General features: G+C 71.2%; 20 protein-coding genes and 3 tRNA genes. 9 read left to right on the top strand and 14 right to left on the bottom strand.

Going from position 1 to position 20,185, the window contains the following annotated elements; all coding sequences use genetic code 11:
• Positions 1 to 216: 216 nt before the first annotated feature.
• Positions 217 to 930: a FadR/GntR family transcriptional regulator gene (locus IE97_RS0118920; RefSeq protein ID WP_030241460.1), complete on the bottom strand. Its 714-nt coding sequence runs from the start codon at positions 928 to 930 to the stop codon at positions 217 to 219.
• Between the two features lie 155 nt (positions 931 to 1,085).
• A tRNA-Lys gene (locus IE97_RS0118915) sits at positions 1,086 to 1,159 on the bottom strand.
• Between the two features lie 202 nt (positions 1,160 to 1,361).
• Between IE97_RS0118915 and IE97_RS0118910 the strand changes: the two genes are divergently transcribed.
• The 4 genes from IE97_RS0118910 to IE97_RS0118895 all read left to right on the top strand — a co-directional run bounded on the left by IE97_RS0118910 (position 1,362) and on the right by IE97_RS0118895 (position 5,222).
• A complete protein-coding gene (locus IE97_RS0118910; RefSeq protein WP_030241457.1) occupies positions 1,362 to 2,711 on the top strand; it encodes a peptidoglycan-binding protein in 1,350 nt (449 codons plus the stop codon).
• A 123-nt stretch (positions 2,712 to 2,834) separates the two neighbouring features.
• Positions 2,835 to 3,956 (top strand): SPFH domain-containing protein, encoded by a 1,122-nt coding sequence (locus IE97_RS0118905; RefSeq protein WP_030241453.1) that lies wholly within the window; start codon positions 2,835 to 2,837, stop codon positions 3,954 to 3,956.
• Positions 3,957 to 4,057: 101 nt separating this feature from the next.
• Positions 4,058 to 4,663, top strand: a complete 606-nt coding sequence (locus IE97_RS0118900) for a lytic polysaccharide monooxygenase auxiliary activity family 9 protein (RefSeq protein ID WP_030241448.1) — start codon at positions 4,058 to 4,060, stop codon at positions 4,661 to 4,663.
• A 97-nt stretch (positions 4,664 to 4,760) separates the two neighbouring features.
• Positions 4,761 to 5,222 (top strand): DUF3592 domain-containing protein, encoded by a 462-nt coding sequence (locus IE97_RS0118895; protein WP_030241444.1) that lies wholly within the window; start codon positions 4,761 to 4,763, stop codon positions 5,220 to 5,222.
• 69 nt (positions 5,223 to 5,291) lie between these two features.
• Here the strand turns inward: IE97_RS0118895 and IE97_RS0118890 are convergent.
• From IE97_RS0118890 to ehuB, 6 genes are all read right to left on the bottom strand, one after another.
• Positions 5,292 to 5,365: transfer RNA gene (locus IE97_RS0118890), tRNA-Lys, on the bottom strand.
• Between the two features lie 103 nt (positions 5,366 to 5,468).
• The gene (locus IE97_RS0118885; protein WP_030241439.1) at positions 5,469 to 6,227 is read right to left on the bottom strand and encodes an IclR family transcriptional regulator; all 759 of its coding nucleotides are present in this window, start codon (positions 6,225 to 6,227) and stop codon (positions 5,469 to 5,471) included.
• Between the two features lie 198 nt (positions 6,228 to 6,425).
• Positions 6,426 to 7,211 (bottom strand): ectoine/hydroxyectoine ABC transporter ATP-binding protein EhuA, encoded by a 786-nt coding sequence (ehuA, locus tag IE97_RS0118880; RefSeq protein ID WP_030241436.1) that lies wholly within the window; start codon positions 7,209 to 7,211, stop codon positions 6,426 to 6,428.
• Positions 7,201 to 7,851 (bottom strand): ectoine/hydroxyectoine ABC transporter permease subunit EhuD, encoded by a 651-nt coding sequence (gene ehuD, locus IE97_RS0118875; protein WP_030241432.1) that lies wholly within the window; start codon positions 7,849 to 7,851, stop codon positions 7,201 to 7,203. The genes ehuA and ehuD overlap by 11 nt, the downstream gene beginning before the upstream one ends.
• Positions 7,848 to 8,549, bottom strand: coding sequence for an ectoine/hydroxyectoine ABC transporter permease subunit EhuC (gene ehuC, locus IE97_RS0118870; protein WP_030241429.1), 702 nt, complete (start codon positions 8,547 to 8,549; stop codon positions 7,848 to 7,850). The genes ehuD and ehuC overlap by 4 nt, the downstream gene beginning before the upstream one ends.
• On the bottom strand, positions 8,546 to 9,433 hold the full coding sequence (gene ehuB, locus IE97_RS0118865) for an ectoine/hydroxyectoine ABC transporter substrate-binding protein EhuB (protein ID WP_030241425.1): 888 nt from the start codon (positions 9,431 to 9,433) through the stop codon (positions 8,546 to 8,548). The genes ehuC and ehuB overlap by 4 nt, the downstream gene beginning before the upstream one ends.
• 184 nt (positions 9,434 to 9,617) lie before the next feature.
• Between ehuB and IE97_RS0118860 the strand changes: the two genes are divergently transcribed.
• On the top strand, positions 9,618 to 10,112 hold the full coding sequence (locus IE97_RS0118860; protein ID WP_030241422.1) for a DUF3830 family protein: 495 nt from the start codon (positions 9,618 to 9,620) through the stop codon (positions 10,110 to 10,112).
• Here IE97_RS0118860 and IE97_RS0118855 read toward each other — a convergent pair.
• Both IE97_RS0118855 and IE97_RS0118850 read right to left on the bottom strand, forming a co-directional pair.
• The gene (locus IE97_RS0118855) at positions 10,093 to 11,502 is read right to left on the bottom strand and encodes an amidase (protein ID WP_030241419.1); all 1,410 of its coding nucleotides are present in this window, start codon (positions 11,500 to 11,502) and stop codon (positions 10,093 to 10,095) included. The two genes, IE97_RS0118860 and IE97_RS0118855, sit on opposite strands and share 20 nt — an antisense overlap.
• A 17-nt stretch (positions 11,503 to 11,519) precedes the next feature.
• Positions 11,520 to 12,467 carry a D-2-hydroxyacid dehydrogenase gene (locus tag IE97_RS0118850; protein ID WP_030241414.1) on the bottom strand — a complete coding sequence of 316 codons (948 nt, stop codon included), beginning with the start codon at positions 12,465 to 12,467 and terminating at the stop codon, positions 11,520 to 11,522.
• A 219-nt stretch (positions 12,468 to 12,686) separates the two neighbouring features.
• Between IE97_RS0118850 and IE97_RS0118845 the strand changes: the two genes are divergently transcribed.
• From IE97_RS0118845 to IE97_RS0118835, 3 genes are all read left to right on the top strand, one after another.
• Complete coding sequence (locus IE97_RS0118845) at positions 12,687 to 13,502, top strand: aspartate/glutamate racemase family protein (RefSeq protein ID WP_030241412.1); 816 nt, start codon at positions 12,687 to 12,689, stop codon at positions 13,500 to 13,502.
• Positions 13,499 to 14,230 (top strand): aspartate/glutamate racemase family protein, encoded by a 732-nt coding sequence (locus tag IE97_RS0118840; RefSeq protein WP_030241410.1) that lies wholly within the window; start codon positions 13,499 to 13,501, stop codon positions 14,228 to 14,230. Before IE97_RS0118845 ends, IE97_RS0118840 begins: the two co-directional genes overlap by 4 nt.
• A 136-nt stretch (positions 14,231 to 14,366) precedes the next feature.
• Entirely contained in the window at positions 14,367 to 15,464 is a 1,098-nt protein-coding gene (locus IE97_RS0118835; RefSeq protein ID WP_030241405.1) for an LLM class flavin-dependent oxidoreductase, read from the top strand.
• On the opposite strand, the gene IE97_RS0118830 is transcribed toward IE97_RS0118835, so the two are convergent.
• Positions 15,434 to 17,299, bottom strand: a complete 1,866-nt coding sequence (locus IE97_RS0118830) for a putative bifunctional diguanylate cyclase/phosphodiesterase (RefSeq protein ID WP_030241400.1) — start codon at positions 17,297 to 17,299, stop codon at positions 15,434 to 15,436. The genes IE97_RS0118835 and IE97_RS0118830 overlap by 31 nt on opposite strands.
• A 306-nt stretch (positions 17,300 to 17,605) precedes the next feature.
• Between IE97_RS0118830 and IE97_RS0118825 the strand changes: the two genes are divergently transcribed.
• Positions 17,606 to 18,871 (top strand): M6 family metalloprotease domain-containing protein, encoded by a 1,266-nt coding sequence (locus IE97_RS0118825; RefSeq protein ID WP_030241397.1) that lies wholly within the window; start codon positions 17,606 to 17,608, stop codon positions 18,869 to 18,871.
• A gap of 56 nt (positions 18,872 to 18,927) precedes the next feature.
• Here IE97_RS0118825 and IE97_RS0118820 read toward each other — a convergent pair.
• The 3 genes from IE97_RS0118820 to IE97_RS0118810 all read right to left on the bottom strand — a co-directional run bounded on the left by IE97_RS0118820 (position 18,928) and on the right by IE97_RS0118810 (position 20,167).
• A tRNA-Lys gene (locus IE97_RS0118820) sits at positions 18,928 to 19,001 on the bottom strand.
• A complete protein-coding gene (locus IE97_RS39625) occupies positions 18,992 to 19,663 on the bottom strand; it encodes a bifunctional DNA primase/polymerase (RefSeq protein ID WP_030241392.1) in 672 nt (223 codons plus the stop codon). Before IE97_RS39625 ends, IE97_RS0118820 begins: the two co-directional genes overlap by 10 nt.
• 135 nt (positions 19,664 to 19,798) lie before the next feature.
• The gene (locus tag IE97_RS0118810) at positions 19,799 to 20,167 is read right to left on the bottom strand and encodes a hypothetical protein (protein ID WP_030241388.1); all 369 of its coding nucleotides are present in this window, start codon (positions 20,165 to 20,167) and stop codon (positions 19,799 to 19,801) included.
• Positions 20,168 to 20,185: the final 18 nt, after the last annotated feature.

Raw genomic sequence — 20,185 nt, 5'->3', positions numbered from 1 at the left:
CGTCTTCCACACCTTATAGACATGGCAGCGCGACCTTCCGGTTGCATGATGCCCCCCTCGGCATCGCATCACGGACGAGGTCCCTCTCCCCGCCCTTCGGGCAACCGGTTCTATTGCCCCCCAAGTGCCGTGAATCCGCAGCATCTTGAAAAACGAGAAAACCAGGGTCTACGGCGCTCATCATGATCGCAAGGCAGGAAACACGGTGTTTACCGGTCATACGCGTTCATTGTGACGGGTGTGGGGGGCCTGTGGAGCCGGTGTGGACAGACGGGCGCGGATGTTCCCGAAGTGCTCTCTTATGGCCTCCTCCGCTCGCATCGAGTCGCCGGACCGGACCGCGTCGAGGATCTCCCGGTGCTGCCGGCAGGTCACCTTCGGGTCCTGCGGCTCGCCCCCGAGGTCCGTCCGGACCCGGTGGAAGGCGTCCCAGAAGGCCTCCAGGACCTCGCTCAGCAGCACGTTGTCCAGCCCCCGGTAGAGGGTGGCGTGAAAAGCCCGGTCGGTCTCGGCGAGACCGGCCCCGCGCGCGGCCTGCTCTTCCATACGGTCGACGAGCGCGTTCAGTTCATCGAGATCCTCGTCCGGTATCCGCCCCGCGAGCCGGGACACGAGCCCCGTCTCCACGGCCTCCCTCAGTTCCAGCAACTGGAGCAGGGAGTCCTCGCCCCGGTAGTGCCCGGCGACGGTACGGAAGGCGAGGCCCTCGATCATCGGGGCCAGGGACATCGGGCCGACGTAGGTGCCGAAGCCGTGCCGGATCTCCACGATGCCCATTGCCTGGAGCGCCTTCAGCGCCTCCCGGACCGAGTTCCGGCTCGCGCCGAGGTAGTCCATCAGCTCGGGCTCGGTCGGCAGCGGGGCCCCGGAGGCCAGCCGGCGGTCGATGATGAGCTTCTTGATCCGCTCCTGGAGGTCGCGCGCTGCCATGGCGAGAGGGTATCCGGCCATTCGCGCCGGGCATCGGGTTCCGGACAGAGTGGGGGGAGGGCCCCGGACGCAGACGGGAAGCGAGAAGAGGGGGGAGCGAGAAGACGGGGGAGACGCGAGAAGGCCCCCGCTTCCGCGAGGGCCTTTCACTGTCGTGCGCCGCCAGGGACTCGAACCCCGGACCCGCTGATTAAGAGTCAGCTGCTCTAACCAACTGAGCTAGCGGCGCCTGCTGACGTCGTAACTCTACAGGACTCCCGGAGGTGCTCCCGACCACCGCCCCGGCCCGGAGCGGCCCGGCCAGGGGTGCCCGCGTTACATCATTCGGACCGTCAGCATGCGCGTCCGGAAGTCAGTTGAGAAACTTACGGCGTCCCGCCCGGACGTGCATTGACGCTGCCATTTTCCGCCGGAAGTGTGAGGGGAATCGCATGGAGTCTCCGGTATTCGAGCAATTCGACCCCGGGAGCGACTGTGACTGCCCCGGCTGCGTCCACTGGCGCCGTGTCCTGCCGCATTCCCCGGCCGGCCGCACCACCGCCCACCCGGCCACCCGGCCACCCGGCCCCACCCGGGCAGCGGGGACCCCCATGGTCCTCGCCCTGGCGGCCGTGGCCTCCGCCGCGCTCGGCGCGAGCCCCACCGCACCGGCCGCGGCCGCCCCGCACGCACCCCACCGGGTGGGCGTTCCCGCACGTGAGGACCCTGACACCCCTCAGGGCGACAAGGCGCCGCTGCACGGCCCCGACAGCATCGAGAAGGGCCCTTCCGCGGGCGCCAAGCCCACCGCGATCACCCGCTCGGAGATCATCAAGCGGGCCAGGACCTGGGTCACCGCGAAGGTGCCCTACAGCATGTACGCCTACTGGTCCGACGGCTACCGGCAGGACTGTTCCGGCTATGTCTCGATGGCCTGGAACCTGCCCGGAAACGAATGGACGGGCAGTCTCGCCCACTATGCCGAGCGGATTTCCAAGGACGAGCTCCAGCCGGGCGACATTCTGCTGTTCCATAATCCGGCCGCCCCCACCAGTGGCTCGCACGTCGTCATTTTCGGCGGCTGGAAGAATTCCGCGCACACCTCCTACACCGCCTACGAGCAGATCCGCCCGCACACCCGCCGGCGGACCATGAAGTACCCCTACAAGAGCGACTCCCACCGGTACGTCCCCTACCGCTACAAGGGCGTCACACAGGAGCCGGCCCCGGGGCCCGAGGTGGAGAAGCCGGGCGCTCCCGCCGCCGCTCCCACGCCGTACCCGGGAGCGGCGTATTTCGGCCCCGGCGCGAACAACGAGTACGTCGCGCTGCTCGGCCGCATGCTGGTCGCTCGCGGAGCCGGTGCCGCCTACGCCTCGGACCCGGGACCGCGCTGGACGGAGGCCACCCGGCAGGCGACCCGGGCCTTCCAGCAGGCGCAGGGCTGGGAGGGCGCCGAGGCGGACGGACTGCCCGGCCCGCGCACCTGGGAGCTGCTGGTCACGGGGAGGGGCGAGGACATCCGGCCCGGGGCGGCCGACCCCGTGCCTTCCTCCCATGGAGTTCCCGGCTATCCGGGGCGGGCGTGGTTCCGGCCCGGTGCGGTCAACACGTACGTCAGTGAGCTGGGCGCGGAGCTGGTGCGCCAGGGGTTCGGCCGGTTCTACCCGGACGGGCCGGGGCCGCAGTGGGGCGAGGGGGACCGACGGGCCGTCGAGGCCTTCCAGCGCAGCCAGGGCTGGCGGGGCGGCGCGGCGAACGGCTATCCGGGGCCGGAGACCTGGCGGCGGCTCTTCTCGTAGACCCCGACCGCGCCCCTGAGGCGCTTCTGCTCGTAGTCCCCTGAGGCCCTCCCGAGGGGGCCCGAACCCCGGTACCGGGGTCCACCGTTGTGACGCATCTGGCGCGGAGGCTGGAGGCACGGCATGAGTACGACCACTTCCCACACGTCCGAGCCCGACGGACCGGCCGAGGGGGCGGCCAGACCCGCCCGGCTCATCCAGAACGAGTCCACCACCGAGATCCCCGTCCACCTGCTGTTCCGCGACGACCCCTGTCCTTCGCCGGTACCGCTGAAGCCGGCGGTCGTGGGCCGCGGGCAGGGCACGGGGGAGCAGCCACGCCTCGGACGCCCGGCGGACATGACGCCCCGCCCGGTGCCGCGGGTCGACCCCGGCCTGGTGGAGCGCCCCGCCCGGGTCCTGCCCGGCGCGGTGGGTGTGCTGGCCGGGGCGTGCGGAGCGGCCGGCTGCGTGGCCGCCTCGTGGTGGGCCGGAGTCCTGCCGCCGCTCGTGCTGGCGGCGCTGAGGCTGCCCGCGCACGCCGGGGCCGGGCTCGGGCCCGCGCAGTGGGCGGCGTACGCGGGAGCCGGGGCGCTCGGTCTCTTCGGGTTCGGCGGGCTGGCCCGGGGCCGGACCGGACGCGCCTGGGTGATCGGCCTGTTCGGCCGCTACCGGGGGACCGTCCGGCGCTCCGGCCTGCTGTGGGTCAACCCGCTGTGGCTGCGCCGGCGGGTGGACGTCCGGCTGCGGCACTGGCGCAGCGAGCCCGTGCCCGCCGCCGACAGAGGCGGAGTGGCGCTGCGGACCGTCGTGCTGGTGGTGTGGCGGGTGCGGGACACCGCGCGGGCCACGCTGGGCGTCGAGGACCACGAGAGGTACCTGCGCGAGTGCGTCGAGGCGGCGCTCGCCCGGGTGCCGCTGGAGATGCCCGGCGGGACGAAGGGCTCCACGGACGCGGCGGCCGAGGCGCTGACCCGGCTGGTGGCGTCGGAAACGGCCCCCATCGGCCTGGAGGTGTTCTCGGTGCAGCCGTTGAGGGTGGAGTACGCCCCCGAGGTCGCCGCCGCGATGCACCGCCGCCGGATCGCCGCGCTGGACGCCCAGCACCGGGCGAGCGTGCTCACCTCGGTCGTCGACTCGGTGGAGGACACGGTGACCCGGCTGACCACGCGGGGCCTGGTCGAACTCGACGACTACGAGCGGAAGGCGCTGGTGAAGGACCTGACGGTGGCGTTCTGCGCGGGCCGGGGAGAAACGGGCCCGTGATTGGTATGGACATGTTCAACTAACGCCCCTACCCTCAGTCTTGGTCTAGACCTACCTGCACAGCTCACTGAACCTCCCCCACGTTCTCCAGGAGCGGCAGCATGCGTACAAGGACCAAGTTGTCCGCGGTCGCGGTGGGACTGGCCACGACCGGAGCCCTCGTACTCTCCTCCGGCGGCGCCAGCGGCCACGGCTACACCGACCTCCCCATCAGCCGGCAGAAGCTCTGCCAGAACGGCACCGTGACCAACTGCGGCCCCATCCAGTGGGAGCCGCAGAGCGTCGAGGGCCCGAAGGGATTCCCGGCCTCCGGCCCGGCCGACGGGCAGCTCTGCAACGCGGGGCTCGGCCAGTTCAGCCAGCTCAGCGCCCCGCGGACGCCCTCCGGCGGCGCCTGGCCCGCCACCAGGGTGACGGGCGGCCAGAACTACACGTTCCGCTGGCAGTTCACGGCCATGCACGCCACCACCGACTTCCGGTACTACGTCACCAAACCGGGCTGGAACCAGAACCACAACCTGTCCCGGTCCGACCTCAACCTCACCCCGTTCTTCACGGTGCCGTACAACGGCCAGCGGCCACCGTCGACGCTCTCCCACAGCGGCCGACTGCCGACCGGGCTCAGCGGCCGTCACGTCATCCTCGCGGTGTGGACGATCGCCGACACGGGCAACGCGTTCTACGCGTGCTCGGACGTCGTGTTCTGAACCTTCTGAGGTTCCCTTGAGTCACCGGCGCGGCCGGCGTGGGTAGGTTCCTCTCACGCCGGCCGACCGAAGGCCGCGCAGGCCTTCGGGGGAGCACATGGAAGTCCTGTTCTACATCGTGCCCACGCTCATGATCGCGGTCGTTTCCTTTGCCGCGGTCCTGGTGATCCGCCGCTCCGCGCGGCTCGGCCGCGCCTGGAACAGCGGCCTGACCGCCGAGGCGCGCTGTCTGCGGACGTACACCACGACGAGCGGTGGCGGCGACAGGTCGGTGCGCACGACTCTGCACCACGTCTACGAGTTCACCACGCGTGACGGCCGTGGCGTCCGGTTCGAGGAGGGGGGCGGCCCGGGGACGACCCTCGAGGGTGACATCGTCACCGTGCACTACCCGGCGGACCGCCCGGAGCACGCCACGGCCAGGCCCCCGGCGCGGGGGAAGCTCCTGGCGGGCACGGGATGTCTGCTGGCCTTCCTCGGCACGTTCATCCTCTTCGCCCTCGGTTTCATGGCGGTGGCGTACGCGATGTTCTCCGCCGTGGGCGACTCCCTGCCCTAGCGCCCCGCCGACCCGGTGGACCCGAACACGCCGAAGGGCCTCCCGCTCCCACGAGAGGCCCTTCACCGGTGCGCCGCCAGGGACTCGAACCCCGGACCCGCTGATTAAGAGTCAGCTGCTCTAACCAACTGAGCTAGCGGCGCATGACTCCCGCCGACCTGCGAAAACGTGTTCCGCGGTGGGCGACGGGAAAATACTACCCGGTCCCGAGGGGTGCTCCTGACCACCTGGCGGTGGCCGGGACACCTAGATCGCCATGGACAGCAGGACCGGTGCCGCGTTGCGGTTGAGGGCGTCCGCGGCCTGGCGCAGCCGGTGGGCGTGCTCGACCGGGAGGGACAGGGCCAGGCAGCCGACGGAGGAGCCGGCCGTGATGGGGACGGCCGCGCAGACCGTGCCGACCGCGTACTCCTGGAGGTCCAGGACGGGCACGGTGGGCGGCTGGGCCTCCAGGCGGGACAGCAGCAGCCGGTCGCTGGTGATGGTGCGCGAGGTGAGGCGGGCCATCTTGTGCCGGGCGAGGTGGTCGCGGCGGCCGGCGTGGTCGAGCTGGGTGAGCAGGCTCTTGCCGATCGCGGTGGCGTGGGCCGAGGAGCGGAAGTCGACCCACTCGTTGACCTTGGGCGTGGCCGGGCTGTCGGCGTACTGGGTGACGCTGATCTCGCCGTCGACGTACCGGCTCATGTAGACGGCGGCGCCGACCGAGTCGCGCAGCCGGTCGAGGGTGCGCTGGAGCTTGTCCCGCAAGGCCTGCTCGCGGTGGTGGGCGGAGCCGAGGCGGGCCAGGGTCTCGCCCGCGACGTACGCGCCGTCGGTTATCTGCTCGACGTACCCCTCGCGGCGCAGCATGCGCAGGAGCGCGGTCAACCGCTCCCGTCCGATGCCGGTGTGCCGGGAGAGCTCGGCGTCGGTGATGCCGGAACTGTTTCGCGCCACCGTCTCCAGGACGCGCAGGGCTTCCTGGGCCGAGTGGTACGGGGTGGTCGGCTCGTGCGTCAGCGCCACGGTGGTCTCCCCCTGCGCTTGCTGTTAGGGCCGTTATCCGGACAGCGAATCCCCTCCACGATAGCGGGCAATGGGCTTGTGGAGAGCGGGGGTTGACAAGATTCGCGGGGCCCCGGACTGGGGCATTGGCCCTCCGGCATATGCCGGAAGCATTCCCCAGTCCGCAGGCCCCGCGTTATGCCTGGTCACGCGCCGTAGTCAGAGCACTGCGCTGAGAAACTCCCGCGTCCGGTCCTTCTCCGGCTCGCTGAAGATCTTCTCCGGCGGGCCGGCCTCGATGATCCGGCCGGAGTCGAACATCAGCACCTGGTCGGAGATGTCCCGGGCGAAGTTCATCTCGTGGGTCACGCAGAGCATCGTGATGTCGGTGGAGCGGGCGATGTCCCTGAGGACGTCGAGCACGCCCGCGACCAGCTCCGGGTCGAGCGCGGAGGTCACCTCGTCCAGGAGCAGCACCTGCGGCCGCATCGCCAGCGCCCGGGCGATCGCCACCCGCTGCTGCTGACCGCCGGACAGCTGCGCCGGGTGCGCGTCGGCCTTCTCGGCCAGGCCCACCATGTCCAGCAGGTCCTTGGCCCGCTCCACCGCCTCGTCCTTCGACATGCCGAGGACGGTGACCGGCGCCTCGGTGATGTTCCGCAGCACCGTCATGTTCGGGAACAGGTTGAACTGCTGGAACACCATCCCGATCTTCTTGCGGACCTCGCGGACCTCCTTGTCGGAGGCCGGGAACAGCTTCTGCCCGTCGACCGTGATCGTGCCCTCGTCGGGCTTGAGCAGCGTCATCAGCAGCCGCAGGATCGTGGTCTTGCCGGATCCGGACGGCCCGATCAGGGTGACGTGCTTGCCGGCGTCGACGGAGAAGTCCAGGTGGTCCAGGACGGTGTTGGCGCCGAACCGCTTGGTGACCTGCTCCAGCCGGATCAGCTCACCGTTGCTCCTGGCCGGGTTCTTCTCGGGGTTGGGGAGGGTGTCAGTGGACAAGGCGTCGCTCCAGAACTCGCAGGGCAAGGGAGGCCAGGTAGGAAATGACGATGAAGGCCACTCCGATCACCGTGAGCGGCTCGGTGAACTGGAAGTGCTCCTGCGAGAACAGGCGCGCGTGGCCGAGCATCTCCAGGACGGTGATCGCCATCAGCATCGGCGTGTCCTTGAGCATCGCGATGACGTAGTTGCCGAGCGCGGGCACCACCCGGCGCACCGCCTGCGGCAGGATCACCGCGGTCCACGTCCGGCGCAGCGGCAGGTTCAGTGCCGTCGCCGCCTCCCACTGGCCGACCGGCACGGCCTCGATACCGGCGCGGTAGACCTGCATGGTGTAGGTCGAGTAGTGCAGCCCGATTGCGAAGACACCGGTGGTCAGCGCCGAGAAGGTCAGGCCCCACTCGGGCAGCACGTAGAAGAGGAAGAACAGCTGCACGAGCAGCGGCGTGTTGCGGACGAACTCCGTGACCGCCCCGACGGGCCAGGTCACCCACCGCGAGGGCACCCGCATCAGCAGCGCCCACACCAGGCCCAGCACGAAGGAGATCAGCGAGCCGAGCACCAGGATCTGCAGGGTGACCAGCAGGCCTTCCCAGAAGTCCGGCATGAAGTCGGAGACCGCGCTCCAGTCCCAGTTCATCGGACCGCCTCCACCACGACCGGCTCAGGAGCCTTGGTCTTGTCGTCGGGCTTCTTGCCGACGCCCGCCTTGAGCTTCTTCTCCAGCCCGCGCATCACCCGGGTGAGCAGGAAGGCGATCACGAAGTAGATCAGCAGGATGTACATGTAGATCTCCGCGCTCTCCTGCAGCGCGAGGCGGACCAGGTTGCCGCTGAACGCCAGGTCACCCATGCCCATGATCGACACCAGGGCGGTGCCCTTGAGGAGTTCGATCAGCAGGTTGGAGAACGGCGGGATCATCTCCGGCACCGCCTGCGGCAGCAGGATCAGCCGCATCCGCTGCCAGGGCGTGAAGCTGAGCGCGATCCCGCCCTCCTTCTGCGCCGGGTCGACCGCGTTCAGCGCGCCGCGCACGATCTCGGAGCCGTACGCCCCGTAGGTCAGGCCGAGCGCGAGGGTGCCCGCCCACAGCGGCACGAGCTGCCAGCCGAAGGCCGGGGGCAGCACGAAGAACACCCAGAAGATCATCACCAGGGCCGAGGTCCCGCGGAACACCTCGGTGTAGAAGCCCGCCAGGAAGCGGACGATCCACAGCCGGTGGGTGCGCGCGACGCCGACCACGAAGGACACCGCGGCCGCCAGCAGCGCGCTGCAGACGAGCAGCTGGATCGTGACCCAGACGCCCTTGAGTACGAGTTCCCAGAGTCCCGAGGTCATCCGCCGCAGAGCTCCTTCGCGGTCAGATCCGTCATCTCGGCCTCCGTGAAACCGAAGGGCTTGAGGATGCGGAACAGCTCGCCGCTCTTCTTGAGCTTGCGCAGCTCGACGTTGAAGGCGTCCCGCAGGTTGGTCTCGGTCGGCCGGAACGCGAAGGCGCCTCCGTCGACGTGCGGCTTGCCGCCCACGATCGGCTTGAACGGCTCGGTGGCCTCCGCCTTGGCGGACTTCTTCACCACCTCGCGCACGGTGAGCGCCGTACCGGCGAACACGTCCACGCGGCCCGCCTCGACCGCGTTCAGACCCGCCACCTGGTCCGGGACGATGAGGATGTCGCTCTCCTTGTACCCCGCCTCGACGGCGTACTGGATCTCGGCGTAGCCGGTGCCGGTGGCGAACTTCGCCTTCTTCCCGACGACGTCCTTGTAACTGCGCAACCCCTTCGGGTTCCCCTTGCGCACGATGAACGCATCGAGCATCTGGTAGTCCGGGTCGGAGAAGATGACCTGCTCGCAGCGCTCCGGGTTGACGTACATCCCGGCGGCGACGACGTCGAACTGCTGGGAGTTCAGGCCCGGGATGAGCGAGCCGAACTCGGTCGGCACGGGCTGCACCCGGTCGACGCCGAGACGCTTGAAGATCACCTTGGCCAGTTCCGGGGCCTCGCCGGTGAGCTCGCCGTTCTTGTCGATGAAGCCGAACGGGATCTCGCCGGCGATGCCGAGGCGGACGACTCCCGCGGCCCGGAGCCGGTCGAGGAGGTCGCCGCCCTCCGTGCTCGACGCGGTGGCCACCCGGCTGCATCCGGCGGCGCCCAGCGCGCCGAGCGCCGCGACCCCCGCGAGCAGCGATCGGCGTGTGGGAGCGGATACGCCCCGGGCCATGGCCTGGGGTTCGGGTTCCGGACTTCTCAGTGGACTTCCCGGTGCGCTTCTCAATGGGCTTCTCTTTGGTGGAGCCATGGGCGCGCGGCTACCCGACGCCACTGGAGTTATGCCGACCTTTTCAAGCCCCCCACGTATCCCGTGTCCCCTTGACCGCGGGGGCGGTGGGCACTCCCATGGAGGGATGGCCGATCGCTACATCGAAGTCTCGCTGGTCAAGCGCGACGTGACCTGCACGGCAAAGCTGCTCGACGACCGTGCTCCGATCACGTGCGCGACCGTCTGGGACGCCCTCCCGCTGTCCGGTGACGTCTACCACGCGAAGTACGCACGCAACGAGATCTATGCCCTTTTTCCACCATTCGCCGAAACCGAACCACCCCTGGAAAATCCGACAGTAACCCCCATTCCGGGTGATCTGTGTTATTTCGCCTTCGCGGGGACGGAGTTGGGGACGAAGTCCTACGGCTACGACCGCGAGGTCCGCGCCGGGACCACGCTCGTCGACCTGGCCCTGTTCTACGAGCGCAACAACCTGTTGCTGAACGGCGACGTCGGCTGGGTTCCCGGCATCGTCTGGGGCCAGGTCGTCGACGGCCTGGACGCCATGGCCGAGGCGTGCAACGACCTGTGGCGGTCGGGAGCGGCGGGGGAGACGCTCAGCTTCCGGAGGGCCTAGGCCGGCCGCCGGACGCCACCCCGGCCTCGTACAGCGCGTGCGCCGCCCGCAGCACCAGATCGTCCCGGTGCCGGGCGGCCACGAGCTGCAGCCCGATCGGCAGACCGTCCCCGTCGGCGCCGACCGGCACGCTCGCCGCGGGCTGCTGCGTCATGTTGAACGGGTAGGTGAACGGCGTCCAGCCCGTCCAGCGCCGGTGGCCGGAACCCTTCGGTACCTCGACGCCCGCCTCGAACGCCGTGATCGGCATGGTCGGCGTGACGAGCAGGTCGTACGCGTCGTGGAAGCGGCCCATCCGGCGGCCCAGGTCCATCCGCACGTCCACCGCGGCCAGATAGTCCAGCGCCGAGTAGCGGGCGCCCCGGTCGCAGATCTCCCGCAGGCCCGGGTCCAGCAACTCCCGCTGGTGCGGGCCCAGATGCTCGGTCACCCGGGCCGCCCCGCTGAACCACAGGGTGTGGAAGGCCTCCACCGGGTCGGTCAGGTCCGGGTCGGCCTCCGTGACGTACGCGCCGAGCTCCGCCAGCCGCTCCACCGCCCGCCGTACCGCCCGCGCGACCTCCGGCCGCACCGCCACCTGCCCTCCCAGCGTCGGCGAGTACGCCACCCGCAGCCCGCGCACCCCGCCCGTCAGACCGTCCGTGTACGAGCCGGGCGGCGGGGCGAGCGCCGACCAGTCGCGCGAGTCCGGGTGGCCGATCACGTCCATGAGGAGCGCCGCGTCCGCCGCGTCCCGGGTCATCGGCCCCACGTGCGCCAGCGTGCCGAACGCGCTCGCCGGGTACAGCGGCACCCGCCCGTACGTCGGTTTCAGCGCGAAGATCCCACAGAACGACGCCGGGATCCGGACACTGCCGCCGCCGTCCGTGCCCAGCGACAGCGGGCCGGCGCCGAGCGCCACTGCCGCCGCGCTGCCGCCGCTGGACCCGCCCGCGGTGCGTGCCCGGTCCCAGGGGTTGCGGGTCACGCCGCTGAGCGGCGAGTCCGTCACGCCCTTCCAGCCGTACTCGGGGGTGGTCGTCTTGCCGATGAAGACCGCCCCGTGCTCCCGCAGCCGGGCCACGGACGGCGCGTCCTCGTCCCAGCGCCCCGCCGGGTCCACGGCCTTGGAGCCGCGCAGGGTCGGCGCCCCCCGCAGCAGCAGGATGTCCTTGACGGTGACCGGCACCCCGTCGAGCAGTCCCCGCGGCTCACCGCGCCGCCATCGCTCCTCCGAGTCCCGGGCCCCGGCCAGCGCGTCCTCGGCGGTCAGCCGGACGAAGGCGTTCACCTCCGGCTGGATCGCCTCGGCCCGCTGCAGCGCCGCCCGGGTCGCCTCCACGGGACTCCACTCGCCCTTGCGGTACCCGTCCAGGAGCCGTACGGCGGTCAGGTCGGTGAGCTCGGTCATGCACCCTCCAGGGAACGTCAGTGTCCGGGTACATACCCGCGCTGTTTGTCGACCACGTTCACCAGCGGCTTGCCCGCCTCCCACAGGTCGTACAGCTCCACGAACTGCGCGCCGAGTTCGTCGCGCCAGCCGACGATGTCGCCGCTCATGTGCGGGGACACGATCAGGCCCGGGACGTGCCACAACGGGCTGTCCGGGGTCAGGGGCTCGGTCTCGAAGACGTCCAGTGCGGCGCCGGCGATCCAGTTCTTGGCCAGGGCCTCGGCGAGGGCGTCCTCCACGACCAGCTGGCCGCGGCCGATGTTGATGAACCGGGCGGACGGCTGCATCACTCCGAAGCGGCGGGCGTCGAACATGCCGTGCGTCTGCTCGGTGAGCGGTGCCGCCGCGATCACCCAGTCCGCGCGCGCCAGCAGCCGGTCGAGGTCCTCCGGGCCGTGCACGCCGGTGCGCGAGGTGCGGCCCACGAGCGCGGTCGTGATGTCGAGTGCCCCCAGCGTGCGGGCGATCGCCCGGCCGATCGGCCCGGAGCCGACCACGACGGCCCGGCCCCCGGCGACCTTCTGCGACTCGCGGTGCCGCCAGGTCCGCTCCCGCTGCAGCTCCAGCGTCCGCGGCAGATCCTTGGCCATCGCCAGCACCAGCGCGGCGACGTACTCGGCGATCGGCTGGTCGAAGATGCCGCGCGCGTTGGTCACCACCGTGTCGGAAGCAGCCAGTTCAGGGCACATCAGATGATCCACACCGGCGCTCGCCGTGTGCACCCAGCGCGGCCGCGGGCCCTCGCCCGGCCAGGCGTCCCGCACGGCGCGCGAGGTGAAGTCCCACACCAGCAGTGCGTCCGCACGCGGGAGACGCTCGGCGAGGCCCGCCGCGTCGGTGTGCTCGATGTGGGCGCGGCCGGTGAGCCGGCCGAGGCGGGGCGGCGGTTCGGCGTCCAGGACGAGGAGGGTGGGAGGGGGCATGAGCAGCCGTTTCTCCAGCCGTACGGCGGGGTGGCCGGGCTCGGGGGTCCATCGGAAGACCCTGGCGGCGCCGGCCGGGGGGCGACGAGTTAACCAGTTGTTGACCTATGAGTGATCCGGGTGGATTGACCACGCTCGCACCCGAACCTACCGTCGTCAACACGGGCGTTTCCACGATCCGTTGCACACCAGTTGCTCACAGTGAGGCCGGTGCCCTGCATGGATGTCTCGTTTCTCGGCGGGCCCAGCCCGCAGCGCGGGGTCGGCGTCGTCGCCCCGTTCGACTTCGCACTCGACCGCGAGCTTTGGCGTTGGGTGCCGGACGAGGTCTCCCTGCACATGACACGAACACCCTTCGTGCCGGTCGAGGTCAGTCTCGACCTGGCACGGCTGGTCAGCGAGCACGAGACGCTGAGCGAGGCGGTCCGCACGCTCAACGCGATCGCACCCGAAGTCGTGGCCTATGCCTGTACGTCGGGCAGCTTCGTCGGCGGGGTCATGGGCGAGCGGGCGATGTGCGAGGCGATGAGCAGGGCCGGGGCGATACCGGCGATCACCACGTCCGGCGCGCTGCTGGAAGCCCTGGTGGAGCTGGACGTACGCCGCGTGGCGCTGGTGACGCCGTACACCGTCTCGGTCACGCGGTCGCTGGAGGCGTACGTCGCCCAGGCCGGCGTCTCGATCTCCGGGTGCGCCTTCATGGGCCTGACGCGGCACATCTGGAAGGTCCCCTACCGGGAGGTGGTGGACATGGCGCGGCAGGCGGTGCGCGATGACGCCGACGCGCTGTTCATCAGCTGCACCAACCTGCCCACCTACGACGTCATCCCGCAGTTGGAGGCGGAGCTGCGGATCCCGGTGATCTCGGCCAACCAAGTGACGATGTGGGCGGCGCTGCGCCGACTGGGTACCCGTGCGGTGGGGCCGTACCAAGCGCTGATCAATCCGGACGCGCGGGCCGGTCTCGTAACGCCGGGGGCGGACCCCGGTCCCGTCGTGCCGGAAGAAGAGCAGCAGCAGGAAGGCTGGACATGACAGCACTGGGATTTCTCTACCCGGGCCACTCGGCCGAGGACGACTATCCGCGCATCGAGCAGTTGCTGGGCAGCGACATCCGGGTGGACCTGGTGCACACCGACATCGGTGAGGACGCGCACCGGGTGGACGCGCTGCTCGAGATGGGCTCCGCCGGGCGGCTCGCGGCGGGCGTCCAGGAGCTGCGGCACGCCGGCGCGGACGCCGTGGTGTGGGCCTGCACCAGCGGCAGCTTCGTCTACGGCCGGGACGGCGCGCAGGAGCAGGTCCGCGCCCTGGCGCAGACGGCCGGCATGCCCGCCTCCTCGACGTCCTTCGCGTTCCTCCACGCGGTACGGGAGGTGGGAGCCCGGAGGGTCGCGATCGGTGCGACGTATCCGGAGGACGTGGCGCAGCTCTTCGCGGAGTTCCTGCGCTCGGACGGCGTCGAGGTCGTCTCGGTCAACAGCTCCGGCATCATCACGGCCGCGGAGGTCGGCACCTGGGGCGAGGCGGAACTCCTGGCCCTGGCCCAGAACTCCGACCACCCCGACGCCGAGGCCCTCCTCCTCCCCGACACCGCCCTGCACACGGCGGCCCACATCCCCGCCCTGGAGAAGCAGCTCGGCAAGCCGGTCCTCACCGCCAACCAGGTCACGGTCTGGGAGGCCCTCCGGCTGGCGGACCGGCGGGTGAACGCGCCGGAGCTGGGTGCCCTGTTCACGCGGGAGCCGATCGTCCAGGTGTGAGGCCCGGGGCCCGGTCCGCGCCGCCCCCTGCGGCCGCAGCGGGCGATCCGGCCGGGCCTGCCCGGGAATAACCGGAGACAGTCCCCTGTTAAGGCCCGAGCGACAGCACACGGCCCACAGCAGGAGGCATCCCACCGTGGCGGCAGACGAGATACGCGGCGCAGCGCAGGGCAGCGCCCCCGTCCCCTTGTCCGTACTGGACCTGGTCACCGTGGGGGTCGGCCGCACCGCCTCCGACGCGCTGCGCACCAGCGTCGACCTGGTCCGTCTGGCGGAGAACCGGGGCTTCCACCGCTACTGGGTGGCCGAGCACCACTCGATGCCGGGCGTGGCCTCGTCGTCCCCGGCCGTGATCCTCGCCCACCTCGCCGCCCACACCGACCGCATCCGCCTCGGCTCGGGCGGCGTGATGCTGCCCAACCACGCCCCGCTGGTGATCGCCGAGCAGTTCGGGACGCTGGAGGCGATGGCTCCGGGCCGGGTCGACCTCGGCCTCGGGCGTGCCCCTGGCACCGACGGTGCCACGGCCGCCGCGCTGCGCCGCACCGAACGGCTGAACGAGGGCGCCGACGACTTCCCCCAGCAACTCGCCGAGCTGACCCGGTTCCTCGACGACGACTTCCCCGACGGGCACCCCTACCGCCGTATCCACGCCGTACCCGGCCCGGTCCAGGCCACCAGCCCCGGCGGCGTGCAGTCCGCGCACCGCCCGCCGGTCTGGCTGCTCGGCTCCTCCGGCTTCAGCGCCCGGCTGGCCGGCGTCCTGGGCCTGCCCTTCGCCTTCGCCCACCACTTCTCGGCGCAGAACACCATCCCGGCCCTGGACCTGTACCGGGAGTCCTTCCAGCCGTCCGCCGTGCTCGATCAGCCGTACGCCCTCATCGGCGTCTCCGCCCTCGCCGCCGACGAGGAGCGGGAGGCCCGCCGGCAGGTGCTGGCCGCCGCCCTCAGCATGGTCCGGCTGCGCACCGGGCGCCCCGGCCTGGTGCCCAGCCCGGAGGAGGCGGAGGCATACGCGTTCAGCCCCATGGAGCGCGAGTTCGTCGACTCCTGGAACGCCAACGTCATCCACGGCACCCCGGACGAGGTCCGCTCCGGCCTGGACGACCTCGCCAAGCGCACCGGCGCCGACGAGCTGATGATCACGGCCAACGCACACGGCGGCGACGTACGCGTGCGTTCCTACGAACTCATCGCCGACGCCTACGGCTTGCCGACGCCCGCCTCGGCCTGAACGTCCGGCGTCCCCAGCAGCTCGGAGATGCGGTCCGGCGGCACCGGACGGGAGTAGAGCCAGCCCTGTCCGGTGTCGCAGCCGATGCGCCGCAGCCGGGTCGCCTGGGCCGAGGTCTCCACGCACTCGGCCGTGACGGTCAGCCCGAGCCGGTGGGCGAGCTGGATCATCGCCTCGACCACGACCTCGTCGGCGGGGTTGGGGCGCGCGGCCGCGTCCCGGTCGTCGTACTGGAAGCCCCGCACGAAGGATCCGTCGAGCTTCAGGACGGACACCGGCAGACGGCTCAGGTAGGCCAGGTTCGAGTAGCCCGTGCCGAAGTCGTCGATGGCGATGCGTACGCCCATCTCGCTGAGCGCCTTCAGGGCCTGCAGCGGCCGGCCCGCCGAGCCCATCACCGCCGACTCGGTGAGTTCGAGCTGGAGCAGGTGCGGCTCGAGGTCCGTCTCGGCCAGGGTCTGAGCCACGTCCGCCACCAGGTCGGAGTCCCACACCTGCCGGACCGCCACGTTGACGCTGACGAAGATCGGCGGCTCGTCCGGGTGGTCGAGCTGCCAGCGGCGGGCCTGCCGGCAGGCCGTGCGCAGCACCCAGCGGCCCAGCGGAACGATCGAACCGTCCTCTTCGGCCAGTCCGATGAACCGATTCGGCGTCAGTACGCCGAACTGGGGATGGTTCCAGCGGACGAGCGCCTCGACCCCGTGCAGCCGGTCGTCCTCCATGCCGACCAGCGGCTGGTACTCCAGCTGGAACTCGCCCCGGTCGATGGCCGGCCGGAGCGTGGAGGCGAGGGCCTGGCGGGTCATGCGGTGCGCGTTGCGCTCCGGGTCGAACAGCGTCCAGCGGGACTTGCCGTCGGCCTTCGCCCAGTAGAGCGTCGTGTCCGCCGCCTGCATGAGGGCGGTGGGGGTGGTGCCCGCCGCGTGCCGCTCCACGACGCCGATCGACGCGGAGACCGACAGCCGCTGGCCGGCGATGTCGAAGGGGTCCTGGATCGCCTCCAGCACCGACTCGGCCAGTTCGGCCAGCTGTTCGGTGCCCGTGGAGTCCTCGACGAGCAGCGCGAACTCGTCCCCGCCGAGCCGGGCCACCAGCGGGATGCTGGTGCGGGAGCAACCGGACTCGTCCGCGCAGCGCGTGAGGCGCTCGGCGACCGCGGCCAGCAGCCGGTCGCCCACCCGGTGGCCGAGGGTGTCGTTGATGGCCTTGAAGCCGTCCAGGTCCAGGTAGCACAGCCCGATCCGGCCGGTGCCGCTCTCCTCGTACGACTCCGCCTCCAGCGCGGCCGACAGACGTTCGAAGAACAGCGTGCGGTTGGGCAGCCGGGTCACCGGGTCGTGCATCTGCATGTGCCGGAGCCGGGCCTGCAGTTCGCGGCGGCCGCTGATGTCGGCGACCGACAGCAGTACGCCCCGGTCCTCGGCGGGCAGCGGGGCGACCGTCACCTGCACCCACAGCGAGTGCCCGTCGGGGTGCTTGAGGCGGCGGGTGCAGCGCAGCCGTGACTCCCGTCCGCGCAGTACCTCACCGTAGGCGTGCCAGGTGCGGGCGTCGGAGGTGAGGTCGACCAGGTCGGCGGCGACGGTCCCGGCGAGTTCCTCGGGGGAGGTGCCGAGCAGTGCGGCGAGCGCGTCGTTGGCGCTGACGACCGCCCCCTCCCGGTCGACGACGGCCATGGCGAGCGGAGCGGCCGTGAAGACGGAGCGGTACGGCGGATGTGACGGGGGCTCGGTACGGGGAGACGTGTCGATCTCACTCTCTGTGACGACCGGCCGGTCGAGGTCTGCCGCGGGCGCCGGCCCTTCGAAGGTTCCGCTCACCGCTCGCTCCCGCATGTATTCGATCTCTGTCCGTGCAGGAAAGGTCAGGAAAGTGTGCCGATCATAGAGGCTGGCCCCAGGGCCTTCCAGCCGGTGTCCAGTGTTGCGGGCTGGTCCACGCTTCTGCCAGATCGTTTCTGCTCATGCCTGGACGGCTTCTTCAAGCCCCCGACCAGTTGTGACGTTCTGTGAGTGGTTCGGGCGTGCGGGCTTCCGTCTTCTTTCGGCTCCTTCACCCGACTGGTGCAGGCAAACAGGACGCAGTACGACAAATCATCACAGGCTGGGTGCGGTGTCCCGCGACCGTACCCGGAGGTGTCCGTGCCGCGCCCGTTCCCGCGCGCCCGACTGCGCAGCACCGCGGCCGTGTTCACCACCATGTCCGCGCTCGCCGCCACCTCCCTCGGCACCGGCCTCTCGGCCGCGGATCCCGATTCGGCCGCGCCCTGCGCACTGACCCGCACCGACGCCCACCACTCGGAGGGCCTGGACACCTGGAACGCCGCCTATCCCCGCCCGACCCGAACCCTGGACGCGGTCATGGTGTTCCTGTCCTTCCCGGACGCCCGCCCGGTGACCACGCCGCAGGAGCTGACCGCCGACCACTTCCCGGCCACCACCCGCTTCTTCGAACGCGCCTCCTACGGCCGCTTCACCCTGCGCCCGCACCCCCTGCGCCACTGGATCCAGATGCCGCAGCCGTCCACGGCGTACGACATACAGCGTGACTGGAGCGCCGCCCACCGGGCCGCCTACCTCCGCGACGCGCTCGCCGTGGTCGACCCGCAGGTCGACTTCTCGCGCTACGACGTCGTGTACTTCGTGGCCGACCCGGACGCGCCCGGTGTGGACTCCGACGCGACCAAGGTCGTCAACCTCACGACGCCGCTGCGGGCCGACGGCACCGACCTGCGCCGGGTCGTCACCCTGTTCGAGCAGCATCCGCCGGACCGGCTCGTCCTCGCCCACGAGACCGGGCACGTCTTCGACCTGCCCGACCTCTACCACCGGCCCGTCGACGGCAAGGGCGACTGGGACACGCACGTCGGCGACTGGGACCTGATGGGCAGCCAGTTCGGACTGGCGCCCGACCTGTTCGGCTGGCACAAGTGGAAGCTGGGCTGGCTCGAACAGCGGCAGGTGCGGTGCGTGCAGGACGCCGGGCCCGCCCGGCTGACCCTGGAGCCGCTGGGGGCAGGCCCCGGGGTGGTGGTGACGGGTGCCGCCGGGGCACCGGCCTTCGGTCTGGGGCGGGGCACCAAGCTCGCGGTGGTGCGCACGGGCCGCGACAGTGTGCTGGCCTTCGAGGCGCGCGGGCCGGTGGGCAACGACACGCGGGCCTGCCGGCAGGGGGTGCTGGTGTACCGGGTGCGGGGCGAGGCCCAGTCCGGCGGCGGGCCCATCGAGGTGATCGACGCCCATCCGCGCACCGATGCCTGCTGGGAGGACTCGGTCTATCCGCCCCTCGCGGACGCGCCGATCGGTGTCGGGGAGAGCTTCACGGTGCCGGGGGAGGGCGTGCGGGTGGAGGTGGAGGGCCGTACGGCCTCGGGTGCGTGGACGGTGAAGATCACGGCCGGGCGCTGAGGGCCTCGCGGGCATGCGAAAGGCCCCCCGCTTCCGCGAGAGGCCTCTGCTGTCTGTGCGCCGCCAGGGACTCGAACCCCGGACCCGCTGATTAAGAGTCAGCTGCTCTAACCAACTGAGCTAGCGGCGCCTGCTGACGTCGTAGACCTTAGCATCCTGGTCGGCGGGAGGAAAAATCGATATCCGCACGGCCGAACGGGCCGCCCGCACGGCTGCCCACAGCAGTACCTCGGGCCCCGGCAGCCAGGGCTGACGGGTGTCGGGGGCGACGAGCCAGCGGGACCCGGAGCGGACGGAAGGACGGGCGGAGGAGCGGACGGAAGGACGGGCGGAGGAGCGGACGGAAGGGCTGGTGGAGGAGCGGGCGGGAGAGGTGCTCTCCGCGGGGGACGGGACGGTCACCGCGTCGCCGGTGCCGTGGCACAGCAGCGGCGGCACCGCGAGGGTGCGGCCGGGCGCCCCGGTGTCCCTGCCTCGCGTGCCCCACTCCTCCCACTCCAGCAACACCGGCAACCGCTGGGCCGTGCCCGGCGCGGCGAACAGCAGCATCCGTCCCCGGAACTCCGCGACCGGGCCCGAGCCGGGTCCGTCGTCCCACAGCCGGTCGAGCATCCGCCGCCCGAACATCGCGGGCGCGCTGACGACGTCGAAGACCGAGCCGCAGGGCAGCACGATCGGCGCGTCCGGCCGCTCCTCCCAGAGCGCGAGCGTGCTCCGGGGATACGTTCCTGCCGAGGCGAGCCAGGCGGCTCCGTCCGGGGTGACACGGGAGGCGTTCCATGCGCTGCTCATGCCCCCACATCTACCGGCTGTGAACGCACGGTTCCCGAGGGTTGCGCGAAATCGGGACAGGAGGGGGTGGGAGGGGGTATCTTGCCCGCCTGGCATATGCCAGGTGGATCGGTGAGGAGGCCGGAGCTTCCGGTCTCACAGGGGGTCGGAGGGGCCCCGGCCGTCGCCGCCGCCGCGCATCAGATCCCGCCCGAACTCGACCATCTTCTTCGCGTAGTCCTCGGTCCACTCGGCCCGCTCGGCGATGTCCGCCGCCGTCAGCCGGTCGAACCGCCGTGGATCGGCCAGCTGCGCCGCCGCCATCGCCTGGTACTCCACCGCCCGGTCCGCCGCGGCCCGGAACGCCAGCGTCAGCTCCGTCGCGCGGGCCAGCAGCGCGCGTGGATCGTCGATCGACTCGAGGTCGAAGAAGTGCTCAGGGTCCGAGGCCGCCTCCGCGGGCTCGAAGAGCAGGGGCGCGGGGCGTAGCCGCGGTTCGTTCCGACGCGGCGTGGGCTCCGCCATGTCTTCTCCTCCTCGTAC

The organism is Streptomyces sp. NRRL S-455 (assembly GCF_000717875.1).
GTDB lineage: Bacteria > Actinomycetota > Actinomycetes > Streptomycetales > Streptomycetaceae > Streptomyces.
The sequence above is the reverse complement of the archived record's forward strand: the minus strand, read 5'-3'. Positions and strand labels throughout refer to the sequence as shown.

Excerpts from the sequence above, each read along its gene's own strand:
- IE97_RS39625 (WP_030241392.1), bottom strand. The coding sequence starts at position 19,663 with ATGAGCAGCGCATGGAACGCCTCCCGTGTCACCCCGGACGGAGCCGCC.
- IE97_RS0118905 (WP_030241453.1), top strand. The coding sequence starts at position 2,835 with ATGAGTACGACCACTTCCCACACGTCCGAGCCCGACGGACCGGCCGAG.
- IE97_RS0118830 (WP_030241400.1), bottom strand. The coding sequence starts at position 17,299 with ATGCGGGAGCGAGCGGTGAGCGGAACCTTCGAAGGGCCGGCGCCCGCG.
- IE97_RS0118845 (WP_030241412.1), top strand. The coding sequence starts at position 12,687 with ATGGATGTCTCGTTTCTCGGCGGGCCCAGCCCGCAGCGCGGGGTCGGC.
- IE97_RS0118910 (WP_030241457.1), top strand. The coding sequence starts at position 1,362 with ATGGAGTCTCCGGTATTCGAGCAATTCGACCCCGGGAGCGACTGTGAC.
- IE97_RS0118855 (WP_030241419.1), bottom strand. The coding sequence starts at position 11,502 with ATGACCGAGCTCACCGACCTGACCGCCGTACGGCTCCTGGACGGGTAC.
- ehuD (WP_030241432.1), bottom strand. The coding sequence starts at position 7,851 with ATGAACTGGGACTGGAGCGCGGTCTCCGACTTCATGCCGGACTTCTGG.
- IE97_RS0118860 (WP_030241422.1), top strand. The coding sequence starts at position 9,618 with ATGGCCGATCGCTACATCGAAGTCTCGCTGGTCAAGCGCGACGTGACC.
- IE97_RS0118900 (WP_030241448.1), top strand. The coding sequence starts at position 4,058 with ATGCGTACAAGGACCAAGTTGTCCGCGGTCGCGGTGGGACTGGCCACG.
- ehuC (WP_030241429.1), bottom strand. The coding sequence starts at position 8,549 with ATGACCTCGGGACTCTGGGAACTCGTACTCAAGGGCGTCTGGGTCACG.
- IE97_RS0118840 (WP_030241410.1), top strand. The coding sequence starts at position 13,499 with ATGACAGCACTGGGATTTCTCTACCCGGGCCACTCGGCCGAGGACGAC.
- IE97_RS0118850 (WP_030241414.1), bottom strand. The coding sequence starts at position 12,467 with ATGCCCCCTCCCACCCTCCTCGTCCTGGACGCCGAACCGCCGCCCCGC.
- IE97_RS0118920 (WP_030241460.1), bottom strand. The coding sequence starts at position 930 with ATGGCAGCGCGCGACCTCCAGGAGCGGATCAAGAAGCTCATCATCGAC.
- ehuB (WP_030241425.1), bottom strand. The coding sequence starts at position 9,433 with ATGGCCCGGGGCGTATCCGCTCCCACACGCCGATCGCTGCTCGCGGGG.
- IE97_RS0118810 (WP_030241388.1), bottom strand. The coding sequence starts at position 20,167 with ATGGCGGAGCCCACGCCGCGTCGGAACGAACCGCGGCTACGCCCCGCG.
- IE97_RS0118895 (WP_030241444.1), top strand. The coding sequence starts at position 4,761 with ATGGAAGTCCTGTTCTACATCGTGCCCACGCTCATGATCGCGGTCGTT.